Origin of the sequence: Faecalibacterium sp. I3-3-89, from assembly GCF_023347275.1 — a bacterium.
GTDB classification, from domain to species: Bacteria; Bacillota; Clostridia; order Oscillospirales; family Ruminococcaceae; genus Faecalibacterium; species Faecalibacterium butyricigenerans.
On record NZ_CP094468.1, the window covers coordinates 1,763,383 to 1,785,544 of the forward strand.

At 52.4% G+C, this 22,162-nt stretch carries 22 protein-coding genes, 3 pseudogenes and 1 other annotated feature; of the genes and pseudogenes, 4 read left to right on the plus strand and 21 right to left on the minus strand.

What is annotated here, in order from left to right:
- Positions 1–18 precede the first annotated feature (18 nt).
- From MTP38_RS08275 to MTP38_RS08290, 4 genes are all read right to left on the minus strand, one after another.
- Positions 19–861, minus strand: a complete 843-nt coding sequence (locus MTP38_RS08275; protein WP_249233268.1) for a class I SAM-dependent methyltransferase — start codon at positions 859–861, stop codon at positions 19–21.
- 19 nt (positions 862–880) lie between these two features.
- Positions 881–1,564 carry a class I SAM-dependent methyltransferase gene (locus tag MTP38_RS08280; protein ID WP_249233269.1) on the minus strand — a complete coding sequence of 228 codons (684 nt, stop codon included), beginning with the start codon at positions 1,562–1,564 and terminating at the stop codon, positions 881–883.
- A 22-nt stretch (positions 1,565–1,586) separates the two neighbouring features.
- Entirely contained in the window at positions 1,587–2,198 is a 612-nt protein-coding gene (locus tag MTP38_RS08285) for a class I SAM-dependent methyltransferase (RefSeq protein ID WP_249234679.1), read from the minus strand.
- 247 nt (positions 2,199–2,445) lie between these two features.
- On the minus strand, positions 2,446–3,228 hold the full coding sequence (locus MTP38_RS08290; protein ID WP_249234680.1) for a ZIP family metal transporter: 783 nt from the start codon (positions 3,226–3,228) through the stop codon (positions 2,446–2,448).
- Between the two features lie 288 nt (positions 3,229–3,516).
- On the opposite strand from MTP38_RS08290, the gene MTP38_RS08295 reads away from it, so the two are divergent.
- Complete coding sequence (locus MTP38_RS08295; protein WP_249233270.1) at positions 3,517–4,353, plus strand: hypothetical protein; 837 nt, start codon at positions 3,517–3,519, stop codon at positions 4,351–4,353.
- Between the two features lie 216 nt (positions 4,354–4,569).
- Here the strand turns inward: MTP38_RS08295 and MTP38_RS08300 are convergent, their stop codons facing one another.
- The 10 genes and pseudogenes from MTP38_RS08300 to MTP38_RS08350 form a co-directional block, all read right to left on the minus strand.
- Positions 4,570–5,328 carry a cyclase family protein gene (locus tag MTP38_RS08300; RefSeq protein ID WP_223387926.1) on the minus strand — a complete coding sequence of 253 codons (759 nt, stop codon included), beginning with the start codon at positions 5,326–5,328 and terminating at the stop codon, positions 4,570–4,572.
- Between the two features lie 304 nt (positions 5,329–5,632).
- A pseudogene (locus tag MTP38_RS08305) lies at positions 5,633–5,740 on the minus strand (low molecular weight phosphotyrosine protein phosphatase); the annotation flags it as partial.
- Between the two features lie 26 nt (positions 5,741–5,766).
- Positions 5,767–6,294, minus strand: coding sequence for an isochorismatase family protein (locus MTP38_RS08310; protein WP_249233271.1), 528 nt, complete (start codon positions 6,292–6,294; stop codon positions 5,767–5,769).
- A gap of 220 nt (positions 6,295–6,514) precedes the next feature.
- Positions 6,515–6,904: a C-GCAxxG-C-C family protein gene (locus MTP38_RS08320; protein WP_249233272.1), complete on the minus strand. Its 390-nt coding sequence runs from the start codon at positions 6,902–6,904 to the stop codon at positions 6,515–6,517.
- A 32-nt stretch (positions 6,905–6,936) separates the two neighbouring features.
- Positions 6,937–7,563 (minus strand): alpha/beta fold hydrolase, encoded by a 627-nt coding sequence (locus MTP38_RS08325; protein ID WP_249233273.1) that lies wholly within the window; start codon positions 7,561–7,563, stop codon positions 6,937–6,939.
- 27 nt (positions 7,564–7,590) lie between these two features.
- A complete protein-coding gene (locus tag MTP38_RS08330; RefSeq protein ID WP_249233274.1) occupies positions 7,591–8,358 on the minus strand; it encodes an EFR1 family ferrodoxin in 768 nt (255 codons plus the stop codon).
- Positions 8,359–8,416: 58 nt separating this feature from the next.
- Positions 8,417–8,893: an NUDIX hydrolase gene (locus MTP38_RS08335; RefSeq protein ID WP_055191196.1), complete on the minus strand. Its 477-nt coding sequence runs from the start codon at positions 8,891–8,893 to the stop codon at positions 8,417–8,419.
- Between the two features lie 88 nt (positions 8,894–8,981).
- Complete coding sequence (locus MTP38_RS08340) at positions 8,982–9,965, minus strand: Gfo/Idh/MocA family protein (RefSeq protein ID WP_249233275.1); 984 nt, start codon at positions 9,963–9,965, stop codon at positions 8,982–8,984.
- A gap of 313 nt (positions 9,966–10,278) precedes the next feature.
- Positions 10,279–10,410 (minus strand): annotated as a pseudogene (locus MTP38_RS08345) (DNA/RNA nuclease SfsA); the annotation flags it as partial.
- Between the two features lie 111 nt (positions 10,411–10,521).
- The gene (locus tag MTP38_RS08350; RefSeq protein WP_044953414.1) at positions 10,522–10,899 is read right to left on the minus strand and encodes a desulfoferrodoxin family protein; all 378 of its coding nucleotides are present in this window, start codon (positions 10,897–10,899) and stop codon (positions 10,522–10,524) included.
- Between the two features lie 394 nt (positions 10,900–11,293).
- Positions 11,294–11,553 (plus strand) — a binding site (T-box leader).
- A gap of 107 nt (positions 11,554–11,660) precedes the next feature.
- Between MTP38_RS08350 and MTP38_RS08355 the strand changes: the two genes are divergently transcribed.
- A complete protein-coding gene (locus MTP38_RS08355) occupies positions 11,661–12,605 on the plus strand; it encodes a bile acid:sodium symporter family protein (RefSeq protein WP_227621708.1) in 945 nt (314 codons plus the stop codon).
- 294 nt (positions 12,606–12,899) lie between these two features.
- Here the strand turns inward: MTP38_RS08355 and MTP38_RS08360 are convergent, their stop codons facing one another.
- The 3 genes from MTP38_RS08360 to MTP38_RS08370 all read right to left on the minus strand — a co-directional run bounded on the left by MTP38_RS08360 (position 12,900) and on the right by MTP38_RS08370 (position 18,951).
- A complete protein-coding gene (locus MTP38_RS08360; RefSeq protein ID WP_249233276.1) occupies positions 12,900–14,954 on the minus strand; it encodes a TIM-barrel domain-containing protein in 2,055 nt (684 codons plus the stop codon).
- Positions 14,955–15,176: 222 nt separating this feature from the next.
- Entirely contained in the window at positions 15,177–18,389 is a 3,213-nt protein-coding gene (locus MTP38_RS08365; RefSeq protein WP_249233277.1) for a hybrid sensor histidine kinase/response regulator, read from the minus strand.
- A gap of 403 nt (positions 18,390–18,792) precedes the next feature.
- The gene (locus MTP38_RS08370) at positions 18,793–18,951 is read right to left on the minus strand and encodes a hypothetical protein (RefSeq protein ID WP_249233278.1); all 159 of its coding nucleotides are present in this window, start codon (positions 18,949–18,951) and stop codon (positions 18,793–18,795) included.
- A gap of 12 nt (positions 18,952–18,963) precedes the next feature.
- Between MTP38_RS08370 and MTP38_RS08375 the strand changes: the two are divergent.
- Both MTP38_RS08375 and MTP38_RS08380 read left to right on the plus strand, forming a co-directional pair.
- Positions 18,964–19,065 (plus strand): annotated as a pseudogene (locus MTP38_RS08375) (sigma factor); the annotation flags it as partial.
- 182 nt (positions 19,066–19,247) lie between these two features.
- Positions 19,248–19,589, plus strand: coding sequence for a helix-turn-helix domain-containing protein (locus MTP38_RS08380; protein WP_249233279.1), 342 nt, complete (start codon positions 19,248–19,250; stop codon positions 19,587–19,589).
- A gap of 122 nt (positions 19,590–19,711) precedes the next feature.
- Here MTP38_RS08380 and MTP38_RS08385 read toward each other — a convergent pair whose 3' ends face one another.
- The 4 genes from MTP38_RS08385 to MTP38_RS08400 all read right to left on the minus strand — a co-directional run bounded on the left by MTP38_RS08385 (position 19,712) and on the right by MTP38_RS08400 (position 22,141).
- Positions 19,712–20,788 (minus strand): hypothetical protein, encoded by a 1,077-nt coding sequence (locus MTP38_RS08385; protein WP_227621906.1) that lies wholly within the window; start codon positions 20,786–20,788, stop codon positions 19,712–19,714.
- A 359-nt stretch (positions 20,789–21,147) separates the two neighbouring features.
- On the minus strand, positions 21,148–21,357 hold the full coding sequence (locus MTP38_RS08390; protein ID WP_227621905.1) for a hypothetical protein: 210 nt from the start codon (positions 21,355–21,357) through the stop codon (positions 21,148–21,150).
- A 60-nt stretch (positions 21,358–21,417) separates the two neighbouring features.
- Entirely contained in the window at positions 21,418–21,801 is a 384-nt protein-coding gene (locus MTP38_RS08395) for a type II toxin-antitoxin system PemK/MazF family toxin (RefSeq protein WP_227621904.1), read from the minus strand.
- An 85-nt stretch (positions 21,802–21,886) separates the two neighbouring features.
- A complete protein-coding gene (locus MTP38_RS08400; RefSeq protein WP_249233280.1) occupies positions 21,887–22,141 on the minus strand; it encodes a DUF6551 family protein in 255 nt (84 codons plus the stop codon).
- Between the last annotated feature and the right edge of the window lie 21 nt (positions 22,142–22,162).

Below are 22,162 nucleotides of genomic sequence, written 5' to 3' on the forward strand. Positions count from 1 at the left end.
AGGGCATCCCGGCATATTTCATTGCCTGTCTCCAAATCCGATCTTCACGATCTGCATTTTCATCCCGTTGTCCCCGGCCTTGGCGAGAAATCGGAAAAAGCCGCTGACGGAAGGATCTTTCAAATCGTTGTACCCCAGCATATAGCCCCGGCTAGACACTTGCAAACGGCTGTCCCATGGGGAAAGCTCGCTTTTCGCATCCGAAACCGCGAAATATGCTCCCACATCCTTGATTTTCGCCGTCCTGAGCCACGTTTTAGCGATTATCTTTACCGCCGTGCGGTTGGCGGCATCGAACACCAGCACCCCGCCGGGAAAAGCATCTGCCATCCCCTGCACCAGCGCCTTGACCTGCTGGGTCAGGAAGTAATAGAACACCCCGGAGGCAAAGAACACCGCCCCGCCGGAGGCATCGATCTTGTCAAACCACGCGGGGTCTTTCAGGTCGCAGGGGATGTTTTGCTCCCGCTCCCCGGCGGGCAGCAGCTGCTGCCGCAAGGCGATCACATCCGGGAAGTCCAGATTGTAGATTTTACAGCTGCCGTTGTCGCAGGCTCTGCCGGTGTTATCCAGCCCGCAGCCCAGATTGACCACTGCCGCACAGGGGTGCGTTTTCAGGTATGCCCGCACCTCCCACGCAAGGTCATTCTGCCGCATGGCGACCTCCAGCGCACCGAAACGCTGCATCAGGCTGCGGGAATTTTTCTCTGCCTCTGAAAAGTCGTAGTCGATCTGGTCGATCAGACGCACCGCCGTTTCGTCCCGGTAAAGGTTCGGATACAGCTCGGTGCACAGCTTCCGGGAATACAGCGGGAGGATCAGCGTCTCCTGCACGGTGTTTTTCTCGATTTTGTATTTCATAGGTTCCTTCCTGTTCTCCTTATTCTGCTTTCCGGCAGACAAACCATGCCATACTCTTCACTGTTCCAAGTGTTACGGTTGCGTACCGTTTCTCCAGCCGTTTTTTCAAACTGAAAGCCGTCTCGTAGGGCGATGTGAAGAACCCCGTCTTTTCATAAATGTGCCGGACAAACCAGTCCGTCCTCTTCTGCTCGCCCTTCACATAGAAGCAGCCGCAGAAGATTCCGCCGGGTTTCAGCACCCGATAAGCCTCCCGATAAGCGGCCTCTTTGTCCGGGAACGCATGAAACCCGTTCAGCGACAAAACGATGTCAAATGCACCGTCCGCATACGGAAGTGCCCCCACATCCCCCTGCTGAAAGATCACATTTTTCAGGTGCAGGCGGTCCGCCTTTTCCTGCGCCTGCCCCATCATATCTGCCGAGTAATCCAGACAGGTGATGTCCGCTTTGGGCAGCGTCTTGTAAAGCGGCATGGTCAGAATGCCGGTTCCCACCGGCACCTCCAGCAGCTTGCCGGAAAAATGCTCCGGGATGCCGGACAGTGCCTTTTCCAGATAGGCATCATTTTCCGCCTTGTTCATGTCCCACACCAGACGGCACACCGCTTTCCCGCTCAGGGTGGAGCAGGTGATCATACCATCATAAAAATTGTTGCCGCCTGTCAGCCGGTAGGCGCTGCGAATCGCTTCTTTTCGTTCCATGCTCCGTCCTCCTTACGCTATTTCACCGCTTTTGCGCCGTAACGCAAAGCCAGCCCTTTTTATTTTTGTGGCTTTGGATCTGACAAAATCCTGCTTTTTCCAGATACTCTTTCAGTGCAGTATCCGTATAGATGACCATGCCATCAATGATCTGCATCCATTTGTCGTCTTTTGTCGTTTCGCCGTTCGCTTCATTGCAGACGAAAAAGACCCCGCCGGGCTTCAGCACCCGATAGACCTCTCTGAAATTCTGCGCAAGTTCCGGCCAGAAATAGACCGTTTCAAAGGCGGTCACCACATCAAACTGCTCCGCTTCAAACGGCAGCTCTGCCACACTTGCCTGTTGCACGGTACACCGTCCTGCCGCAATGGCTCTGGCATTGATCTTTCGAGCTTTTTCCACGCTGACGGCTGAGTAGTCGATGCCCTGCACCTTGCCGTTGGGGCACAGTTTCAACAGCGTTTTAATGTTCGCTCCACCGCCGCAGCCGCAGTCCAGCACCATGGAATCCGGGGCAGGCTGTAAAAAGCGCAGCCCCCATTCTGCCATTGCGCTGTGTCCAAAGTTCATCATAGCAACCATGATCTTCCCGCCAAGGCCTACGGGCTTTCGGGTGTTTTCAAAAAAGGACATAATGCCACCCTCTTTCTGTTTACCGTTCACAATGCAATACTTTTTACCAGATGCGCCCACTGCTCCGGGTGACAGGCCAGCAATTCCTCGCGCCGTAAGTTAGGTAAAGCTAACTTTCAGTCTTATAAAAAGCCGCTTCTCAGCGGTCCTTCTGCCAAAATAATACGCCCTGCCGTCTCCTCTGTCAAGAATTTCAGGCATTTTCGGAGATTCCGAAAGAGATTTTTCTTTCGGGAACCCCCAACTGTCACCCCAGTGCCACATCCAGCACCATCATCACGCTGAAGCCCACCGCGAAAAATACCGTGCCGACGTTGGAGTGCTGTCCCTGCGACATTTCCGGGATCAGTTCCTCCACCACCACATACAGCATGGCTCCGGCAGCAAAGCTGAGCAGATAGGGTAAAGCAGGCACCACGATGCCTGCCGCCAGAATCGTCAGCACTGCCCCGATGGGTTCTACGATGCCGGACAGCACGCCGCCCCAGAACGCCCGGCCTTTTTTCATTCCTTCTGCCCGCAGTGGCATGGAGATGATGGCACCCTCCGGGAAGTTCTGGATAGCAATGCCAAGAGAAAGAGCCAGCGCCCCGGCGGCGGTGATCTGAGCAGTTCCGGCAAGATATCCGGCATAGACTACGCCCACTGCCATACCCTCCGGGATGTTGTGCAGCGTCACCGCCAGAACCATCATGGTGGTGCGCTGGAGCTGGCTTTTTGGCCCTTCGGCCTGCAAGCTGTTCTGGTGCAGATGGGGGATGAGATGGTCCAGCAGCAGCAAAAACAGGATACCCAGCCAGAAACCCACCGCCGCCGGGAAAAATGCCAGCCTGCCCAGATCTGCGGCCTGCTCCATGGCCGGGATCAGCAAGCTCCATACCGATGCCGCCACCATCACTCCGGCGGCAAAGCCGGTGAGGGCGCGCTGAATGCCGTCGCTCAGGGACTTTTTTAAAAAGAATACACAGCCTGCCCCAAGGCTTGTGCCCAGAAAGGGGATCAAAATCCCCCAGAATGCGTCTTGCATGATGTAGTACCTCCTTGCAGTTAAACATAACTAACCATACAAGCAGTATACTGCGCTCTGGCAAAAAGGTCAAGGGCTTTGCGGTATAGAGGATGCAGATCGTTTCCTGCATCGAAAAATTCACCTCTGCAAACTTGCCGGTTTCTACTTGACAACACCCGATGGGAGTGCTATTTTTACTTCGTGAATTTGTTCTGCCTAACCATCTGAGGGGTTTTGCCCCTGCATTTTTTGCATCAATTGTTAGACAAAGCTAACTGTTTTTCAAAACTGAGATAGAGGTGTGTTACCATGAGATTGAAAAAAGTATTTGCAGGTGCACTTGCGGCCGCTATGCTGGTATGCGCTGTGGCAGTCCCGGCCTTCGCTGCGGAAGAGGTAGAACAGGAAAACTGCCTGACCTCCAGCTATGTCCAGATGAACATCCCCTACGCCGACTTCTACAAGGCTGCCGGTGTGGACAACGCATCTGAGATCGACGCTGTGACCAGCGCCACCAAGAACAAGCCCCGTGCGGGCAACCTTGTCGCCGGTTCCTACCACGTCAACGCGGACGGCTCCGACATCACCGGCGTTTCCTTCCCGGTCAAGGTGCTGACCCCGTGGGCGCTGAAGAATGCAAAGCAGGTCACCGATGCCGACAGCTACGACATTACCGTTACCCTGAAGGACAAGGAATCCACCACCACCTACACCGGCGCAGATGCCTTGTTTGAGAACGAGAGCTACGCTTACTACAAGCTCAGCGAGACCCCTGCCTACTACATCACCGCATGGTATAACCTGCTGAGCGGCAAGTGGGAGTTTGGCAAGGTCCACGCCACCGAGACCACCGTAGAGGGCACCACTGTGAAGCTGAATACCAACGGTCACCGCGCCACCTACGAGATGAAAATCTCCGGTTTTGATCTGGACTACAAGACCAACAAGGTCTACGGTGTAGTTCTGACCACCGCCGATGGCAGTGAGTACGGCCTGCAACATTTGGCCAACATCTGGCATGGTACCAAGCTGGGCTTCAATGCCGATGATCCTTACTTTGCATCCATCATCGGCAAGACGATTACTCAGATCACTTTCTACGCCGCCGACGGCGTGTATGTCCTGCCGGTCAATGTGGCGCTGTGAATACACGGGAAACTGCCTAATTTATTGTAAAATATAACACAAAAGGGTCCATCCAACAGCAATGCTGCGGAATGGACCCTTTTTATTCGCCTTTCGGCTCCTTGCAGACATCCACCCAGCCCTCGGCTCCGGCGGCTGCTTCCAGCTCCTGCAAGGTCAGCTTGACGGCGGTGTGGCCGTTGCCCGCCGCAAGGACATTTTCCCACTTCTCCGCTCTTATTCGGTAATGGCCCAGACCCGTGCGGGCAGACCAGTTGCACCTTCAATGCGGGGATAAGAAACGATGACTACCGCACCGGCAGGCTGAACTTTATCCAGATTTGCAAGCACCTCCACCTGCAGCTTGTCGTTGTCCAGAACATAGCGTTCGCAGGCAAGGTCGCCCTTTTCCTCCGCCACCGCAGAGGAATCGGTATCCAGCGTTTCGTGGCCGTTGGCGGCGGCGTTGCGCACCTTGTAGATATACTCCAATGCTTCCAGCGACCAGCCGGGGGCATTTTCTTTGCCCTCTGCGTCGATGCCGGACAGCGCATCCATATCCGGCCACTTCTTATACCAGTCGCTGCGCAGAGCCACCAACGCACCATCCGGGATAGGACCGTACTTTGCCTCATAGGCCTTGATGTCCTCCACCGTCACAGCGTAGCGAGGGTCTTTCTTGGCCTGCTGGGAAATATCGATGACCACCAGCGGGAAGATCAGGTCGTTCACATCAAACTTTTCGGACAGAGCCTTTCCCTTGATGAAGTGCCCCGGGAAGTCGATATGGGTACCAAACTGTCCGGGGAATTTGAAGGTCTGGATCAGGCATTCCAGTTCCGGCTTGCCCCAGTCCCACACGGTCTTTGCCAGCTCCACAGAGCCTTCCGGGATGCCGGACCAGTAGGGGCTTTCGTTGTTCAGCGAGTGAGAAAGTTCCACCCAGCGATATTTTTTAGCATTCTTCAGTGCGTTCCACAGTTTATAATCAGCCATTGTCGGTTCTCCTTTTATTGTGACGATGTGTGTTCGGGCACTTCTCCCAGACAACGGCATCTTCCTGTTTTTCTCAGTCTGTCTGCCGGGAATTTGTCTGGGAGCAGCGCATTCGCCCGGGTAGTCTGTGCCGGGCATCTGCTGTATGTTTCATCTGTCTGCGCTCCCTTCCTTGTGTTTGGAATAGTATAAACCCATTTTCGTACCATGTCAATAGGTTTATTCTATCAAAGACTTCCCCGGCAAACGACAGGTCAGCAAACCGTTCGCCCTTGCAATGACGTTTCGTCATCCCCTTTCCCTTTTATCGCAGCTCTTCCAGCAGGGCGGTGCAGCCCTCCAGCACATCCTGCCATGTGGCTTCAAAATCCCCGGTGTACCACGGGTCTGCCACATCGCCGGGGCGAAAGGTATTCAGCAAAGACCGTTTACGCTATATCATTTTTTGAGTAATTCCAATGCCCTGTCCATTGGTACGCAGTCTGCATATCGTTCAGGCCAGAGAAATTCATTATAGTAATGGTAAGCCTGTTCCCTAGTCATGTACTCATTGTCCTGCGTAGAATTTGCATAGGCAGGAACAATCATGTGTAAGCCATGCTCAAAACCAGCCTCTACCGTGGCATTGATACAGAAATCAGTCATAATGCCACAAATCATCACGTCTTTTTCTTCCTTTGCAGTCAGATACTCAAGCAGACCACTCTCTTTTTTGAACGCACTGCATACGGACTTGATAAACCGTTTTTCATCAGGCATCGGTTGAAACTCGGAATAAATCTCAAACTCATCATCCCCGATAGAGAATCCGGTATCAGGTCCATCATCATGCTGTACATAAATAACTTCTATGCCTTGTTCTCGAGCTGCTCCAATCAGCTTTTTGATATTACCAACAAACTTTCTGAACTCATATAAGCGTTCATCCACGATACCATTCTGTGCATCTACAACCAATAAAACCATGAATAATCTCTCCTTTTTGAGCTTTTTGCTTTGATTCAAATAAACTAAATTCGTATATTATAATAGAGCGTAACTTCTGCTTCATACACCGATTCTGTATGAGAATCAAATAGCACCCATTCCACTAAATCAAACTGCCCCGGATTCTCCTGCAGAAATCTGGCAACTGTATGTACCGCAATCTTTGCTGCAAGCTCCACCGGAAAACTATATACTCCTGTTACTCTCCCAGCACCTCGCCCAGTGCCAGAACAGCGTTGCGGACGCACTCCGGGCACGGGCACAGCGGTGCGCCGTTCTCTATCCCCTTCAGATCCTTGCAGATGGTAGCACCGCACTTTTTCTGAAAGTTTTGCAGCAGTTCCTTGGAAATGCGGGGTGTGCCCTTGCCGTCGGTGACGATGCCCGCCACCATCACAGCGCCGATCAGTGCGCCGCAGGTGCTCTCCATGCAGCCCATGCCGGCGGCATAGCCTGCGCCCAGCTTCATCAGGGTGTCGGCATCCACCGGCAGCTTGTCCTCAAATGCCTTCAGCACCGCCTGTGCACAGTTGCACTGTCCAGTAGCTTTCCATGCGGCAGCCTGTGCCGCCCGTTCTTCGATGTTCATTTTACAGTCCTCTTTCTTTGATGAATCGTAGTTTATTCGACATTGTCATAAAATCTCTGTAACACTGCCGCTAATCCCTCCGGAGCTTCTATGTTTGCTTCATGACCCGTTTTCAAAAGTTCACGATAGCAGGAATCGCTCAAATAACTGGCAAGTTCCTTTGAGACTTTTTTGTTTGCGTTGTCCTTTTCCCCACAAACGACCAATACAGGACAAGACACCTTACACAATGAATCTCTGAAATCCAATTCTGCCATCGTGCCGCACAAACTGATCACATCTGCTTTTTTGAATCCAAATTGCTTGAACATTGCATTTGGCATAAAGCGGAACAGCATATTCTGGAATTTCAATAATTTTTCAGGCATTTTGTATTGTGCCGCAATTAACACAAGCGCCTTTACTTTATCCGGATGGTCTATTGCATAATTAAGTGCCAGAACAGCACCCAGAGAGAGCCCACATAAGACGATTTCGTCATTTTCCTTGTTGCACTCTTCTGAGAATGCAGTATACAGCTCCCTATAGGTGGCCGCTTTTCCTTCCAGCATCTCTGCCAGACTCAAGCTGGCGCTGCTATCCGAGACCGTCGTTTCTTTTATCACTCTGTCCCAACTGTCTGGTTTTTGTCCTAATCCATGTAAGTATAAATACTTCATCTGCTTTTTACCATCATCGTTTTTCCTTTATACGTCCCGCTTCTTTTCCAGTGCTTCAAAGTGATACCGGGGCTTGCCTTTGCTCTTTTTGCCGTACTCGATGGCCTCTTTGGGGCAGTAGCAGATGCACACCATGCAGTGGGTGCAGTTTTTGCCCCAGACCGGCTTTCCGTTTTCCAGATGGATATTGTTCAGGGGGCACAACTCCACGCACTTACCGCAGCCGATGCAGGCGTCCGTTGCCCGGAAGGCATCGGCTTTTACAAAGAAGCGATAGAACACCGGGTTTACCGGGCCGCTCATAAGGCGGTCGTAGAGGGTCTCTCTCGGCGGAGGAAATTCCTGCCCGGCTCTGAGCCGGGTCAGTACCTTCTGAAGCGCAGGCTCTGCCCGCTCCACGATGCTCCGTGCCTGCTCCTTTTGGGGCGCATTGAACATGGCAATATAGTTTTCCGGCATGATGATCTGGGCTGTGCCCATATACTGCAGCTGCTTTTGCGCCGCAAGCTGCCGGTTATAGCCTGCCGCATTGCCAATTTCGCTGCCGCAGTCCATCACAAACCAGATACGCTCTGCCCCGGTCAGCGCGGTCTTGCCCAGCCACTCCGACACCACCTGGGGGATGCGCCATGCGTAGGTAGGCGTGACCAGCACCACGTCACGCCCGGTCTGCACCGGGGTGGTATCCCCTGCCTTGATGCAGGCGTTCAGGTCGTAAAGCGGCATCTCCAACCCTTCGGCAATGCGCCGCGCCAGATACCGGCTGTTGCCGGTTCCCGTAAAATAAAGTACCATGGCTGCTCCCTCATTTTTTGTTATTCAGATACCTGTCTGCTCGGCAAACCGGAATTTGTTACTCTAATTCCGTGCGAAGGGTGAATTCATCGGGAAGATCGTAAATCGCTTTTTTCAGGAAAAGCGGATAAAAATATTCATCTTTCAATCTATCAAACTCCAGCCATTCAAAAGTATGGATATGCTTTCCTTCTGTCAGAGTAAAGACGTTTCCTCTTTCCAGTAGAGTTGTCTCTGAAATATCCACCAGAAAATAAATACACAGTTCATGATAATGTAAATTATCCACATCTTCGGTAAAAAAAGCCTGATTGAGCCATAATGGACGTGTAATCTTTGGAGTTACACCAAGTTCTTCCTGAACTTCCCGAACCACTGCTTGCTCAGCAGTTTCACCCATCTTAACTCTTCCACCCGGAAGATAAAAATAGGGTGAACGTTCATCGTGCATCGCTAAAATTTTATTTTCCGCGATTATCATGGCACATACTCTATAATTAAATTTTTGATTTTCACAATTATAGGAAATATCCATTGCATTGCCTCCTCTAAATTCTAATTTTGTTGTCACTCTCTGTATACCATGGTTTTCGCACGCAAAAGACCCGCGGCAAGGTGTGCGCTTACACCTCGCCCGCAAACTTCATGCCCCAGCTCATGCGGGTGTCGTACATCAGGCGGGTCAGGGCAAGGCTGTCCTGCGGGGTGTAGCGGTCGCTGCCGGTACGTCCCAGCTTGACGCAGTGGCTTGCTTCCCGTATCTCATACTCAAAGCCGTTGATGTCCACCGGGCAGCGGATGACCTCCGGCTCTTTGCCCTCCACTTCCAGCGTCATGGTCTCGGCGTGCTGGAAATCCGGCAGGAAAATACTGCCCTTGGTGCCAACGATACGGGCATTGCGCTCCAGCTCCTGCCCGATGGTCTGGACAGACTCCGCCTTGCAGCCGCCGGGGTAGGTCAGCGCAAGGCGGCTGTAATCGTCGGTGCCGTACTCGTTGATGTGCACCTCTTTGGTCTCCACCTTCTCCGGGTCCTGTCCGGTGAGGATGCGCAGAAAGCCCAGATTGTAGATGCCGATATCCAGCAGCGCACCGCCGCCCAGACCGGAATCAAACTTGCGGTCCTTCCGGGCACCGGAGGCCACAAAGCCGTACTGACAGGTGATCTGCTTCAGTTCCCCGATAGTGCCAGCCGCAAGAATCTCGCGCAAGCGGTCGTACAGCGGCAGCAGCCAGATCCAGAATGCCTCCATGAGAAAGAGGTGTTTTTCCTCTGCCAGACGGTACAGCTCCCGTGCCTGCTCCGGGCTGATGGTAAAGGGCTTTTCGCACAAAACGTGCTTGCCCTGCTCCAGACAGAGCTTGCAGTTTTCGTAGTGCAAGGTGTTGGGGGTGGCGATATAGATGGCCTCCACCTCCGGGTCGGCGGCAAGGGCTTCGTAGGAGTCATAGCAGCGGGGAATGCCGTACTGCTGTGCAAACGCCTGCGCGCTTTCCAGATGCCGTGACCCCACGGCAACAAGCTGCTCCCCCTCTGCGCCCATCTGTTCCACCGTAGATGCAAACTTTTTGGCAATGGTGCCGGTCGCTAAAATTCCCCACTTCATAACGGTACCTCCCGATTTATCACTTTGAACTCAGTATACCATGGTTTTCCCCTGCGGAAAAGATAGTGAAAAACAAAAATGCCCCCGGAGGGCTTGTTCCAGCTCTCCAGGGACAGATTCTATGCACCGGTATCTTTCATCTTGTTCCAAACATTCTCATCCATTATAATAGAGATAGAAAGAAGGTGCCAACATGAAACATCGCATTGTGACGGCTGCGCAGATGAAGGAAATTGAACAAGCCGGGGATGCCCACGGTCTGCCCTACCTGCAAATGATGGAAAATGCCGGACTGGCGGCTTACGCTGAACTGCAAAAGCAGCTCCTTGCACCGCCCGGTGTTTTTGATATGGACGGTTTCCACTGTGCCGTTCACATCTACATGGGCAATAAAACGGTTGGGACGGTCAAGAAAAACGCCGTCCACGATTTCTCTGTATTTCAATGTTTACTCCATTTTCATTTTTGTCTGATACGCCTGCGCCAGAACCATTGGTTACACGCAAAAAGCAGGCTCCTGCAAGCGTTTAACCACTGGCAGGAGCCTGTTTATTTCTTACAGCTTTGTCATCCACAGACCATGCAGGTTGCAGTAGGCGTAGACCGCCACCGGCTTTTCGCCGCCCAGCTCAAACACCGCCTTGGGTGCCTGCCCGGGGGTAAGATAGCGGAGCTGTCCGCCGTTTTCCGTCTCCACAAAGAGCCACTGGATGTGGTGCACATCCACCATGGGGTGCTCCACCGCACCCACCGTGACGGTGAGGGTGCTGCCGGAAAGCTCTGCCACCGGCAGATGCTTTTCGCCGCTGGCTTCCACCGTGTTGGGGAGCAGCTCCTTCATCTTTTCGCCGCAGCAGACCAGCGGGACGCCTGCGTTGTGGATGGTGGTGACCAGATTGCCACAGTGCTCACAGATATAAAACTTTGCCTTCATATTCAAATCCTCCATCGGAATGTTGTTGGTGTTTTCTATGGCTATATGATAACATTTCCTAGTTAGATTTTCTGTGACCGGGTCACGTAAGACAGCCTTGTGCTATGGGAATGCCCCTCAGCTTCCCATGGCAATAAGCACCAGCACGACCACCACCGCAATGGCGATGAGACAGCCGCAGCCGCTGCCGTCTCCGCCATTGTTGCGGTTGAAAGCCGTCATGTACTGGGCATAACCCGTGCCACCGGCACGGTAAGGGCGAATACCCGCAGGGAACGACAAAGCAGCCGTTGCATGAGCTGGCTTCACTCTTGGCGTGAGCCGGATGAAAAACTAGAAGGGTCGTTTTTCTTGACTTCGACCCGGCAGAAGAGTATACTCCGTGGCAGTGAAATATTCGGCTATGACGAGAAAGAGTACCCGGAAAGAATGCTGCAGAGAGCTGCCGGATGGTGCAAGGCAGTGCAGGGCGTCCGTGGGAAGATCCTCTCCGAGCTTTCCGGCTGAATGGGCGGCATCTACGCCCCAGTAAGCGGGAACGGCAGGCCCCCGTTATCACGGGCCGCGCATTGTTGGATGCGCACTGAGGGGCCGGGCTTTGCACCGGCAATAAGAGTGGTACCGCAGAGGAGTTTATGCGCCTTTGTCTCTTACGAACCGTAGGGGACAAAGGCGTTTTTGTTTGCGGGAAAGCCATTTTCCGGATGTTTCATTGCCTTTGCATCCGCAAAAATAAGTGTTTTGAAAAAGGAGATTTCATCATGAAAACATTGGAAAAAGTAAGCGACTTTGTGGGCAAGTACATGGCCGCCATCGTCATTGTGGTGGCGGCACTGGCTCTGCTGTTCCCCGGCACCTTCAGTGTGGTAAAGACCGCATGGGTCAACACCCTGCTGGGCATCGTCATGTTCGGCATGGGTCTTACCCTGAAGCCGGAGGACTTCAAGGTAGTGTTCAGCCGCCCGAAAGACGTGATCATCGGCTGCATTGCGCAGTTCACCCTGATGCCCTTTTTGGCATGGGCGCTGACGCAGCTGTTCCACCTGCCCACCGAGCTGGCTATCGGCGTCATCCTTGTGGGCACCTGCCCCGGCGGCACCTCCTCTAACGTGATGACCTATCTGTCCAAGGGCGACGTTGCACTGTCCGTCGGCATGACCGCAGTTTCCACCGTGCTGGCGCCCTTCCTCACCCCGCTGCTGACCCTGCTGTATGCCGGCCAGCGCGTGAATGTGAACCCTGTAAATATGTTCCTGTCCATCGTCAAGGTGGTGCTGGTGCCCATCGCACTGGGCTTTGTGGTCAACCACTTCTTCCATGCCTTCACCCAAAATGCCGTCCGTGTGCTGCCGCTGGTCTCCACCACCGCCATCGTGCTCATCATCTGCGCTGTTGTGTCCGCAAACTCCGCCAAGATCATGACCAGCGGCCTGCTGATCCTTGCCGTGGTCATCCTGCACAACCTGCTGGGCTACCTCACCGGCTTTGGCGTGGGTAAGCTGCTGAAGCTGGATTCCACCAAGTGCCGTGCAATTTCCATCGAGGTCGGAATGCAGAACTCCGGTCTGGCCACCTCTCTGGCTGCCGCCCACTTTGCACAGTATCCGCTGGCAACCATCCCCGGCGCTGTGTTCTCTGTGTGGCATAACATTTCCGGTGCCGTCCTCGCCAACTTCTTTGCCCGCACCGCCGAGAAGAAGGACTGAGTTACTACATACCATAAGGGGCTGCTGCACAAGGTCTGTTCCCTGTGCAGCAGCCCCTTTTTTCAGTACAAAATTCTGGAGACGTGATGTTCCTGCTTGCCCAGATATGGTTTGCGCCCCAGCCAATGCCGGTATCTTCGATCACCGTCGCACGGCTGGCGTCGATCTCGCCGCTCTGGACTTTTTGGCCCAGATAGCACGTACATTTTATCTGTGATTCAGACAACAAAAAAGAGTGGCAGCATTTCAAGCTGAAACGCTGTCACTCTGTAGGAACTGCGTAATGACTGACGATTATCCTTCTACTTTGACCGTAGCACGATCGCTCTTTGCGTTTCCATCCGCATCCAGCGTGATATGCACAAAATGTTCCGGCTTATCATAATCCTTCGTCTCGCCGTCATCGGTATAGTATTCATAGGATGCACCATCGGGAGCATAGGCAAGCAGGCGCAGATCTGCAAAATCCACATCGGCAACGCTCTGGATCTTTTTGCCGTCCTTGGCAAGGGGCAGAAGGTGTCCCTTGCGCATAAAGAACACCACTTCATCCAGCTCCACCGGAATGTAATGATGGCCTGCCGGCAGTACGCTGGTTTCGATGCGGTTGCTTTCGCTGCACTTTACCCGCACCTGCAGCATCTCCTCCGGCAGATAAACATACCGACCTCGGGCATTTTGCTCATATACCGGGGCGATCAACAGGCTTTCACCGATCATCACCTCATCCTCCACCCGGCGGGCAAAGTCGTCCTCCGGGAAGGCGAACGCCAACGGCATACAGTACATGCCGTCGTGCAGAGCAGCCTTCATGTACTCGCTGTAAATGTAGGGCAGCAGCAGGTAGCGCAGCTGTAAAATACCGGCAAAGGCGGCCTTGTTTTTAAAGCGGTAGGGCTCCTGCCGGCGGGTGTCCTTGGCAGAGTGGTTCCGCAGCAGCGGAGAGAAGATGCCCATGCCGTACCAGCGCAGCACCAGATCCTCCGTGGTATTGCTGCCAAAGCCGCCAATGTCGGGGCCTTCGTACAGGAAGCCGCACATATTCAGGGAGGGCATCATGCGCAGCGCAAGCAGAATGTGGCTCCACCAAGAATGGTTGTCGCCGGTCCAGATGCCGCCATACCGGTGCATCCCGATGCAGGCAGAACGGGAGTACATCAAAATGCGCTTGTCCGGCTCCAGCCGCTCAAAAGCCTCGCCTGCAGCACGGGTCATGTTATAACCAAAAAGATTATGTACCTTGTCGTGCCGCATACGCCCCTGTTTGGTGTTGTGGTAGAACATCTTATAATCGTTTTCGTTGTTGGAAAGCTCTGCCACCATGCCGGTAAAAGCAGCAAAGCTGGAAATATCCAGGTTTTGCTTGTCGTATTCCCCAATTTTAGCAAAGGTCTTTTTCAGTCTTTCCTCTGCGTAGAAGATAGCAGGCTCGTTCATATCATTCCAGAAGCCCTCGATCCCCTGATCCAGCAGGACTTTATATTGACTGCCAAACCAAGCACGGGCTTCCGGGTTGAGCATATCGGGGAAGTGTACCCGTCCCGGCCACACACCGGCTACAAAGGGGGTGCCATCCTGATTCGTGCAGAAGTAGCCGTTTTTCACGCCCTCCTCGTACACATCATATCCCTCTTCGACCTTGACTCCTGCATCGATGATGGGGACAAGATGAATGCCCTGCGCTTTCATCTCGGCGGCAAAGTCTGCAAAACGCGGGAAGCGCTGCACATCCACCGTAAAGTCCTTGTAGCGCTCCATGTAATCAATATCCAGAACCACAGCGTCCAGCGGCATATGATTGGCACGGTAATTTGCCACCACCTCGCGGACCTCGTCCTCGTTCATGTAGCTCCAGCGGCTCTGGGCGTTGCCAAAAGCCCATTTGGGCGGAATATAACTGCGCCCCACCAACTGGCGGAACTGGTGCACAATATCGGTCAGGCTCTCGCCCTCAATGATGTAGAGATCGTAATTTTCCTCGGCCACCGTGATGCGTAAGGTATCCATGTCGGTGTAGCCGCAGTCAAAGGTGACCTTGCCCGGGTAGTCGATAAAAACGCCAAATGTATCCTTGCCGGACACGATCATAAAATTATAAGCACCGTACAGCGAGGATTTGCCCTCGGTATGGTTGCCGTCATCGGAGCATTTGCTTTCGTACACCCACCCGCGCTTGTTGATACCACGGACGTTTTCGCCAAGACCATACAGAACATCCTGCGGTTCCATGGCATAGGAGAAACCATCCGGCTCCTTGGTCAGATAGGGTATCGTTTCCATCATGGGCAAAAAAGAACCCACTACACTTTCGGTATCAAACGGTTGACCGTATTGCTTTTTGTAAATCATAGCAAAACACCTCTCCTTTGTTTTTTGAATCGTCACAGTGTAAAACGTACCAACGTATTTTTGATGGACAATCAAGAAACTCTGACGTTGGCTGGAGCAATTGGGGCTTCAGCCTTATTTTCAACCCAATCGCTGCGGTTGTGCAGCTATTTCAATACAAGATCCTTGAAACGTGATGTTCCTGTTTGCCCAGATATCACGCGCCTTTCTGCAATGCACAGATCACAGCCACTGTTTCAGCACATCGTTCAGCTTATTCAAATCAAGCGGTTTGGCGATATGCTCGTTCATGCCGGTGTTCTTTGCCAGCTGCACGTCCTCGGCAAAGGCATTTGCCGTCATGGCAATGATGGGCACTTTGCCCCGGCTGCCGGCAAGCGCACGGATCGCAGCAGTGGCTTCGTAACCATTCATGATGGGCATCTGGATGTCCATAAAAATGAGATCGTACCACTTTTCTGGCGCTTCCATCACCTTTTCGACTGCAATTTTTCCGTTTTCGGCGCTGTCGATGGTCACGCCCGTCATGCCTATGATCTCGGCTGCGATTTCACGGTTCAGCTCGTTATCCTCCACAAGAAGGATCCGCTTACCTGCATAGTTTTCCTTCGCAAAGTCTTCCAGATAGTTCCGGGCGTTTTCCTCCTTCTTCCCGGATGTAAACTGCCGCAGAGTTGCTGTCAGACGGGAACGGAACAGTGGTTTTGCCATAAACGCATTCACGCCCGCCGCTCTGGCTTCTTCTTCGATCTCGCTGAAATCAAAGGAAGTCAGAATGATGATCGTGACATCTTCTCCTACCCGTTCCCGGATTTTTCTGGCGGTTGCAATACCGTCCATTTCCGGCATCTTCCAGTCCAGGATCACCGCAAAATAGTCACTGTTGGTCTCATGACGCGCATAGCAGCGCTCCACAGCTTCCTTACCGGTCAGGACCCATTCGCCCGCTATGCCGATCTCCTGAAGGGTCGCAACGGTGCTTTCGCAGCAGGTCTTGTCATCGTCCACGACCAGTACCGGCAGATCGAGCAGTTCTTTTTCCTGTTCCTTCTCGTTCTTCTGAAGCTTCAGATAGACCGTGACCGTGATCTTCGTTCCCTTGTTGGGAGCGCTTTCGACCTGAATGTCACCATTCATCAGGTTGACGATGTTTCTTGCAATGGCCATGCCAAGACCGGTGCCCTGCACCTTGGTCGTCCGGTGATCGTCTGCCCGGCTGAACGGCTCGAACATGATCTTCTGGAATTCCGGCGTCATACCGATGCCGTTGTCCTCGATGGAAAACTCGTAGCAGCCAAGCTCCGAGAAGCCGTTCGGTTTTTCCTTGATCGTAAGGGTGATGTTTCCTCCATCCGGGGTGTACTTGACGGCGTTGCTCATCAGGTTCACAAAGACCTGCTGGATGCGCAGGCTGTCGCCGCAGACAGCTTCGTGCTCGATGTGCTCAACATGGGCTTCGAGCTGATGGTGGTGCTCGTCGATTGCCGGTTTTGTGATGGTGAGCAGGTTATCGACCAGCTCCGGCAGGCTGAAATCCTCCTCGGCAAGGCTTATTCGCCCGCTCTCGATTCTGGCCATATCCAGCACTTCATTGATCAGTCCCAACAGATGACGACTCGATTTTGTGATCTTGCCAAGGCACTCGACCACCCTGTCCTGACTCTCGATATTCGCACCCGCAATGGCGGTCAAGCCAACGATTGCATTCATCGGTGTACGGATATCATGGGACATATTGGAGAGGAATTCCGTCTTGGCGCGGCTTGCGTTTTCCGCTGCCCGGTACGCATCCTTCAGTGCCTTATGGGATTCGATCTCGGCCTTTTTCTCCTGTGACACATCCATAGATGCCAACAGTGCTTTGACCAGCTTTGTTCCATCCCACTCCAGCGGAATGAAGGAACCGATCTTATAGGTGTTTTCGTCTATGGAGCAGTATTCAAATTTGTAGATGTCGTTCTCGCCCTGCAGATTCTTTCGGATATTTTCCGGTGAGAACAATGCGTCCATCGCCGCCAATGGCTCCAACGTCTTATACCTTACAGCCACCTGCTCCACAAAACCATGGTATGTTCCCGTCGGCGCGTATATCATTTCACCTTGCAGACTATAGAACCGATACCGGTCATTCTCCAGATCGCAGACGACAAAGCGATCCAGCAGACGCACCATACTCTTGATCAAAAGATCCATCGATGCGTTATCTGAGGCCATCTGCATCCGCCGTGCCGTCTCTGCTTTGGACTCTGTGATGTCCCGCAGAAAAATCATCGCATATTCGGAATCTTCGATCTCGCCGCGCATGACCACGTTGCTGACCCATCGTTCTTCCCCATTCAGAACGATGCGGCACTCCTGACGCAGCTCCGTCTCAAGCCCCTTTAATTTTTCCGTGATGTAGGCGCGATTGTAGAAATCCGTTACAGACTTTTTGTCCTCTTCAACCACATAGTTGTCCACAAAGAATCTGACCAGTCCATCCCATGTGTGATTCTGCTCAAAGGCCGTCATCAAAGAAGGCTCCACTTTGAACGTATCAAAGGTGTTCTTTTCCAGATTTACATAGTATTCACAGAGGTTTGCGCTGGTAAATGCACGGTGAAATGCCGCTGCCCGCTGCGCCTGCATCCGGCTTCTTTTTTCCGCGTCAATGTTGCTGATGATTCCGGCAATTCGATTGGCCGAGCCATCCAGACGGCGTATCACCTCCGCCGATGTCCGGAACCACTGGTATTGGCCATCCTGCATTTTCAGTCGGTACTCTACGCTGAACTTCGTGGCGTTGCTTTTGTCCGCGATCGTTTCCAAAAGCAGCTTCATCACCCGGTCATAGTCCTCCGGGTGCAGAAGGTTCGACCACGAATCCAGTTTGTTCGGAAAATCCAGAATGTCATGATATCCAAGGATCTGCCGGAACGCATGACTCCAGTTCACATGAACGATCTCACCGTCTTCATTGCACTCAAAATACCACAGCGCGGAATGAATGGATTCGTTGACTAACGCAAGGTTCTCATACGCCCAGTTCATCTGTACTGACATGACCCAGATCGGTGTTCCATCCGTATCGACTGCATCTTTTTTGTAAAGACGCACATAGACGGGAGCCCCATCTGCCGTGAGGAACTGGCTTTCTCCTCCGCCCTGAATCTGACGAAAGCGTGCATTGTCAAGGAATGCGGCATCTCTCTTATAGAAAAGATTCTTCAGCGAACCCTTTGTCTGCTCCATCAGGGATGCATAGCTGTGGTTCAGATTATGCAGCAACAGATCACTGACCGACAGGATCGACAATTCGGCATCATAGTACCCGGTAATGGTTCTGACACCGCTATTATGATAGATCGTCTCCTGCATGGCCTGAAATGCATCTTTTCCCAGCCTTACCGTATCGGAAGTGTAGATTTCATCTGTAAGTCTTCTATCGAATTTCATTTTCATCCTCGTAGGGTTTTGATTCTGCCGCGCACTTCAATTCTGGTATGTCTTTTATGGCCAACTGGCATACTGATTTGTGATCAAGCTTGTACAGTATAACTAGTATAGTATACTTGCGCAGCGTTTCGATTTCAAGCGCTAATTGGCATTGGCTGTGTAAAAAAGAGAGGCCAATCTGCGTAAAAATTTGCGCAAGTTGATCCCTGTACTTTTCCACGATCCGGCTATCCGTATAGACAGCCGCCCCTGCGATGCGGTATACTCGGACCAGATCAACATTTTCAGGAGCGGGAGACCATTTTTGACGGTGTGCCTGCCCGACGTCAGGAAAAAGGGCAAGCCCTCCTTCATAAATTATAGTAACAATTTATGATGCTTTGGGGAGGGGCTCGCCATGTTTTTATCTCTTTTGCAGTTTTTTGCCACAAAGTTTCTGTTTCTTGCGCTTCATCTGGAAAGCGGCAGCTTTCCCCGCCCGCTCAGCCCGCAGGAGGAGATCAAGACCTTTTCCGCTTTGCGGGAGGGCGACCCGTCCGCCCGGGAAAAGCTCATCCGTCATAACCTGCGCCTCGTGGCCCACATCGCCAAAAAATACTACGCTCTCCCCGGTGAGCAGGACGATTTGATCTCCATCGGCACCATCGGCCTGATGAAGGCCGTGGACACCTTCGACTCCACCCGCCGGGCCAGATTTTCGACTTACGCCAGCCGATGCATTGAGAATGCTATCCTCTCCCCAGCGCACTTTGGGATGGAAAAGAGAATCCCCACTCTCACACCGACATCCCGGACCCATGGGACCGTCTGCGTTGGTGCCGCTATGGTCTTGACTTGCTGCAAAAAGAGGTTGCTTCCATGGTTGGCATGGAGGAATGGCTCTATCGGGATCTGGAAAGCGGCACATTTCACCGCAGCTTTACGCCGGAACTTGCGGACAAGCTCGCCGCCCTTTACAGCATCCCGGTGGAAGACCTTCTGGATGACTACACCCTGTTCCTGCACCGCGGCGGTGGAGAGCTGCTCCGACGCTACCGGGAATCCAAAGGCTGGACCCGCAGGCAGCTTGCCGACCATGCAAAGGTCAGCAGGACAAGCATCCGCTGCTGGGAAAGTGGACAAAAGACCATCAGTCAGAAGTGTTTCCGGCTTCTGGCCGAAAATCTTGGGCCCGATTTTCTTTCTATGCTTCGCATGTGAGGTATGGTAATTTTTCTCCGGCCAAACGAAAAAGCTCGTCTGCAAGCCACGATATGTGGCAGCGCAGACGGGCTTTCGTTATGGAATCATTCTGTTTCAATTATTCTGATATTCGCTCTGACTTACATGGCGTTCCGTAAAACACGCAGTCGTTCTTCAAATGTTGCTTTCCATGCCGAATGCTCGGAGAATACGGTGTGCTCCACCTGACGGACTTGGTTCAGTCCGATGTTCCGCACCGCTTCCACTGCAGCATCTTTTTGGCTCAGATGGCGTTTTCCCACGGTCAGACAGTTTGCGCCTTCTGGCGTGTCGTACTGCTGAAACGCCCGGTTGAAGTCCATCAGGTCATGCAGACGGATGGGCTGATTGGTTTCGTTGTCTACCAGCAGACCCCAATTTTCCCAATGACGGTCGGTATTGCCCACCAGATAATCCAGAATGTTCATCATATAGTAGCTGGGAGCATCCAACTCTAAGATCTTATCCAGCGTGTTCCAATCATGGTTCGTGCAGTAGACGTCATAGGCTGCATAGGTCACAAGACTGTATCGCTGAGATGTCATGATTTTGCTGATAGAAACCGGCTCATTTTCAAACATCCCCTGCTCATACAGTACCTGATGGCAGTCAAAGCACCGGCAGATTTTGCTTGCCAGCACTTCACGTTCCACCGCTTCCCTGCCACCATCCTTGTAAAGATAGAAGCCATCCTCTTTTCGCACCCACGCCTTGGGGTACAAGCCGCCCGTAGACAGGTCATTTGCCAGAAGATGGGCGTTTGTCACCGTCATTTGGTGCCCCCGCAGCGCAATATCCACAAGCGCATTGTTTAAGGAGTGTGCAAAAAGGTTGATATCCTCGAATCGAATCTTCTCGTTTTCTTCTTTCACCCAGAACACATCCAGCAAAGACAGACAATGGTAGGATAATGCAATCTGTGCTCGTTCCCTGTCCGTAACACTCTGCGATGCACCGATACTGTTCAGGATTTCCTTGGCGTAGGTGCGATCCAACGTCAACATCCGGGAGGCGCACCAATAGTAAAAGTTCGTTACATTATTGATGCGCTCGTCAAAATCATCCGATTCCACCAGAACCAGATCATAGGGCATGAAATCCTCGAGGCAGACCCTGCATTCCCCTGTCGTGCTGAGTTGTGCCACACAGCTTTCCCGGTGCATGATCTCGTAAAACATGGTTTTCATCCCTCCCTGCGTTCTGTGTCTTGCTCTGTATTTATATTACCTTCTTTTTTCACGGGACGCAAGAGCTTTTACTTTTCAAAAAGCTTTTTCTGCTGCTCCATCAGGACGGTTTCGATACGCTCTTTCAGCAAAAAGTGGAACTGTTTTGCGTGTTATGCAATGCCATAGGATACCATATTGGCCGCCAATAATCAACCGTTTTGTTGTGTCGGCAGCATTTCAAAACACTTATGTAACACAAAAAGCCCCACGCTCAACACTGCCTCTAAATCTGACCGTCTCTGGTCAGAGCAGAAAAGCATATGTTGAGCGTGGGGCTTTGTTTATCGGCTCGGCTGCCAACCGGGCTTTTAGTGTTCTTTGGGTTTGTAGGTTCCTTTGGTAGTATCGATCACCGCCTGCAGCAATTCGAGCTTCTGCCATGTGGGGCAGTTCAGACGGTCGATTTTTTCGATCACATAGTTGGCGTGGGCGGTTGCGACCCGTTTTCCGAGTTCGTCCCATCCCTCTTTCGTTTTGGGGTAATGTACCACCACTTCAATGGGGGCACTCTTTCGCATGGCTCACTCACCTCCGATTACATCGCTATCACCTCATTTTTACGGGTTACTGGTTGTCCGCTATTCGCTGCGGTTTCCGCTCAGAACATTCAGAGCCAGACTGACCAGCAAAGCCATATCAATGCGGAGCATTTCAGCCTTGCTGGCATAGCCCATAAAGCGTTCGATGCAGGATTTATCGATCGTGAAGATCTGCTCCAGAAGAATCATGGACGGTTCTTCAAAGGCCGGGTTGGAATCCACCAGCACATGGGTGGGCTGGTTTTTCTTCTTTTCCGTCCGGGTGGTAACAGTTGCAACGATCAATGTAGGCGAATGACGGTTTCCAATGTTGTTCTGCAGAACTACCACAGGGCGTTTCCCGCCCTGTTCCGAGCCGATATGCGGCTCCATGTCTGCATAGTAGATGTCCCCTCTGAGATATCTCCAATTGTTCGGTAACATAAAAATCAACCTCCTTTTTATGTAAGAAACAGCCGCCGCAGACGAATACCACGACGGCTGTTGTTCAGGAGGTAGAACGAAATTGTCAGTTTTTCAGCGGCAGGCTCATCTCACGGCTGGCACCGTTATAGATGCGAAGAATCTGCCGCATGTGGCGGTTTGCAGAACTGCCGGTGTCTTTCTGTGCCAGCTGCGTGATGGTTTTCGGATGTGTCCTTGCCAGCTGCTGCACCAGGCGCTCCCGGCTGTACTCGCCCTCGTATACGGAGATGATGCAGGGCAGTGCGGTTGGGTGACTTAAGAGAAAGAAAAAAAGAGACCTCATATCGTTGAAAATCAAATTTTAAAATCATTAAAGGAG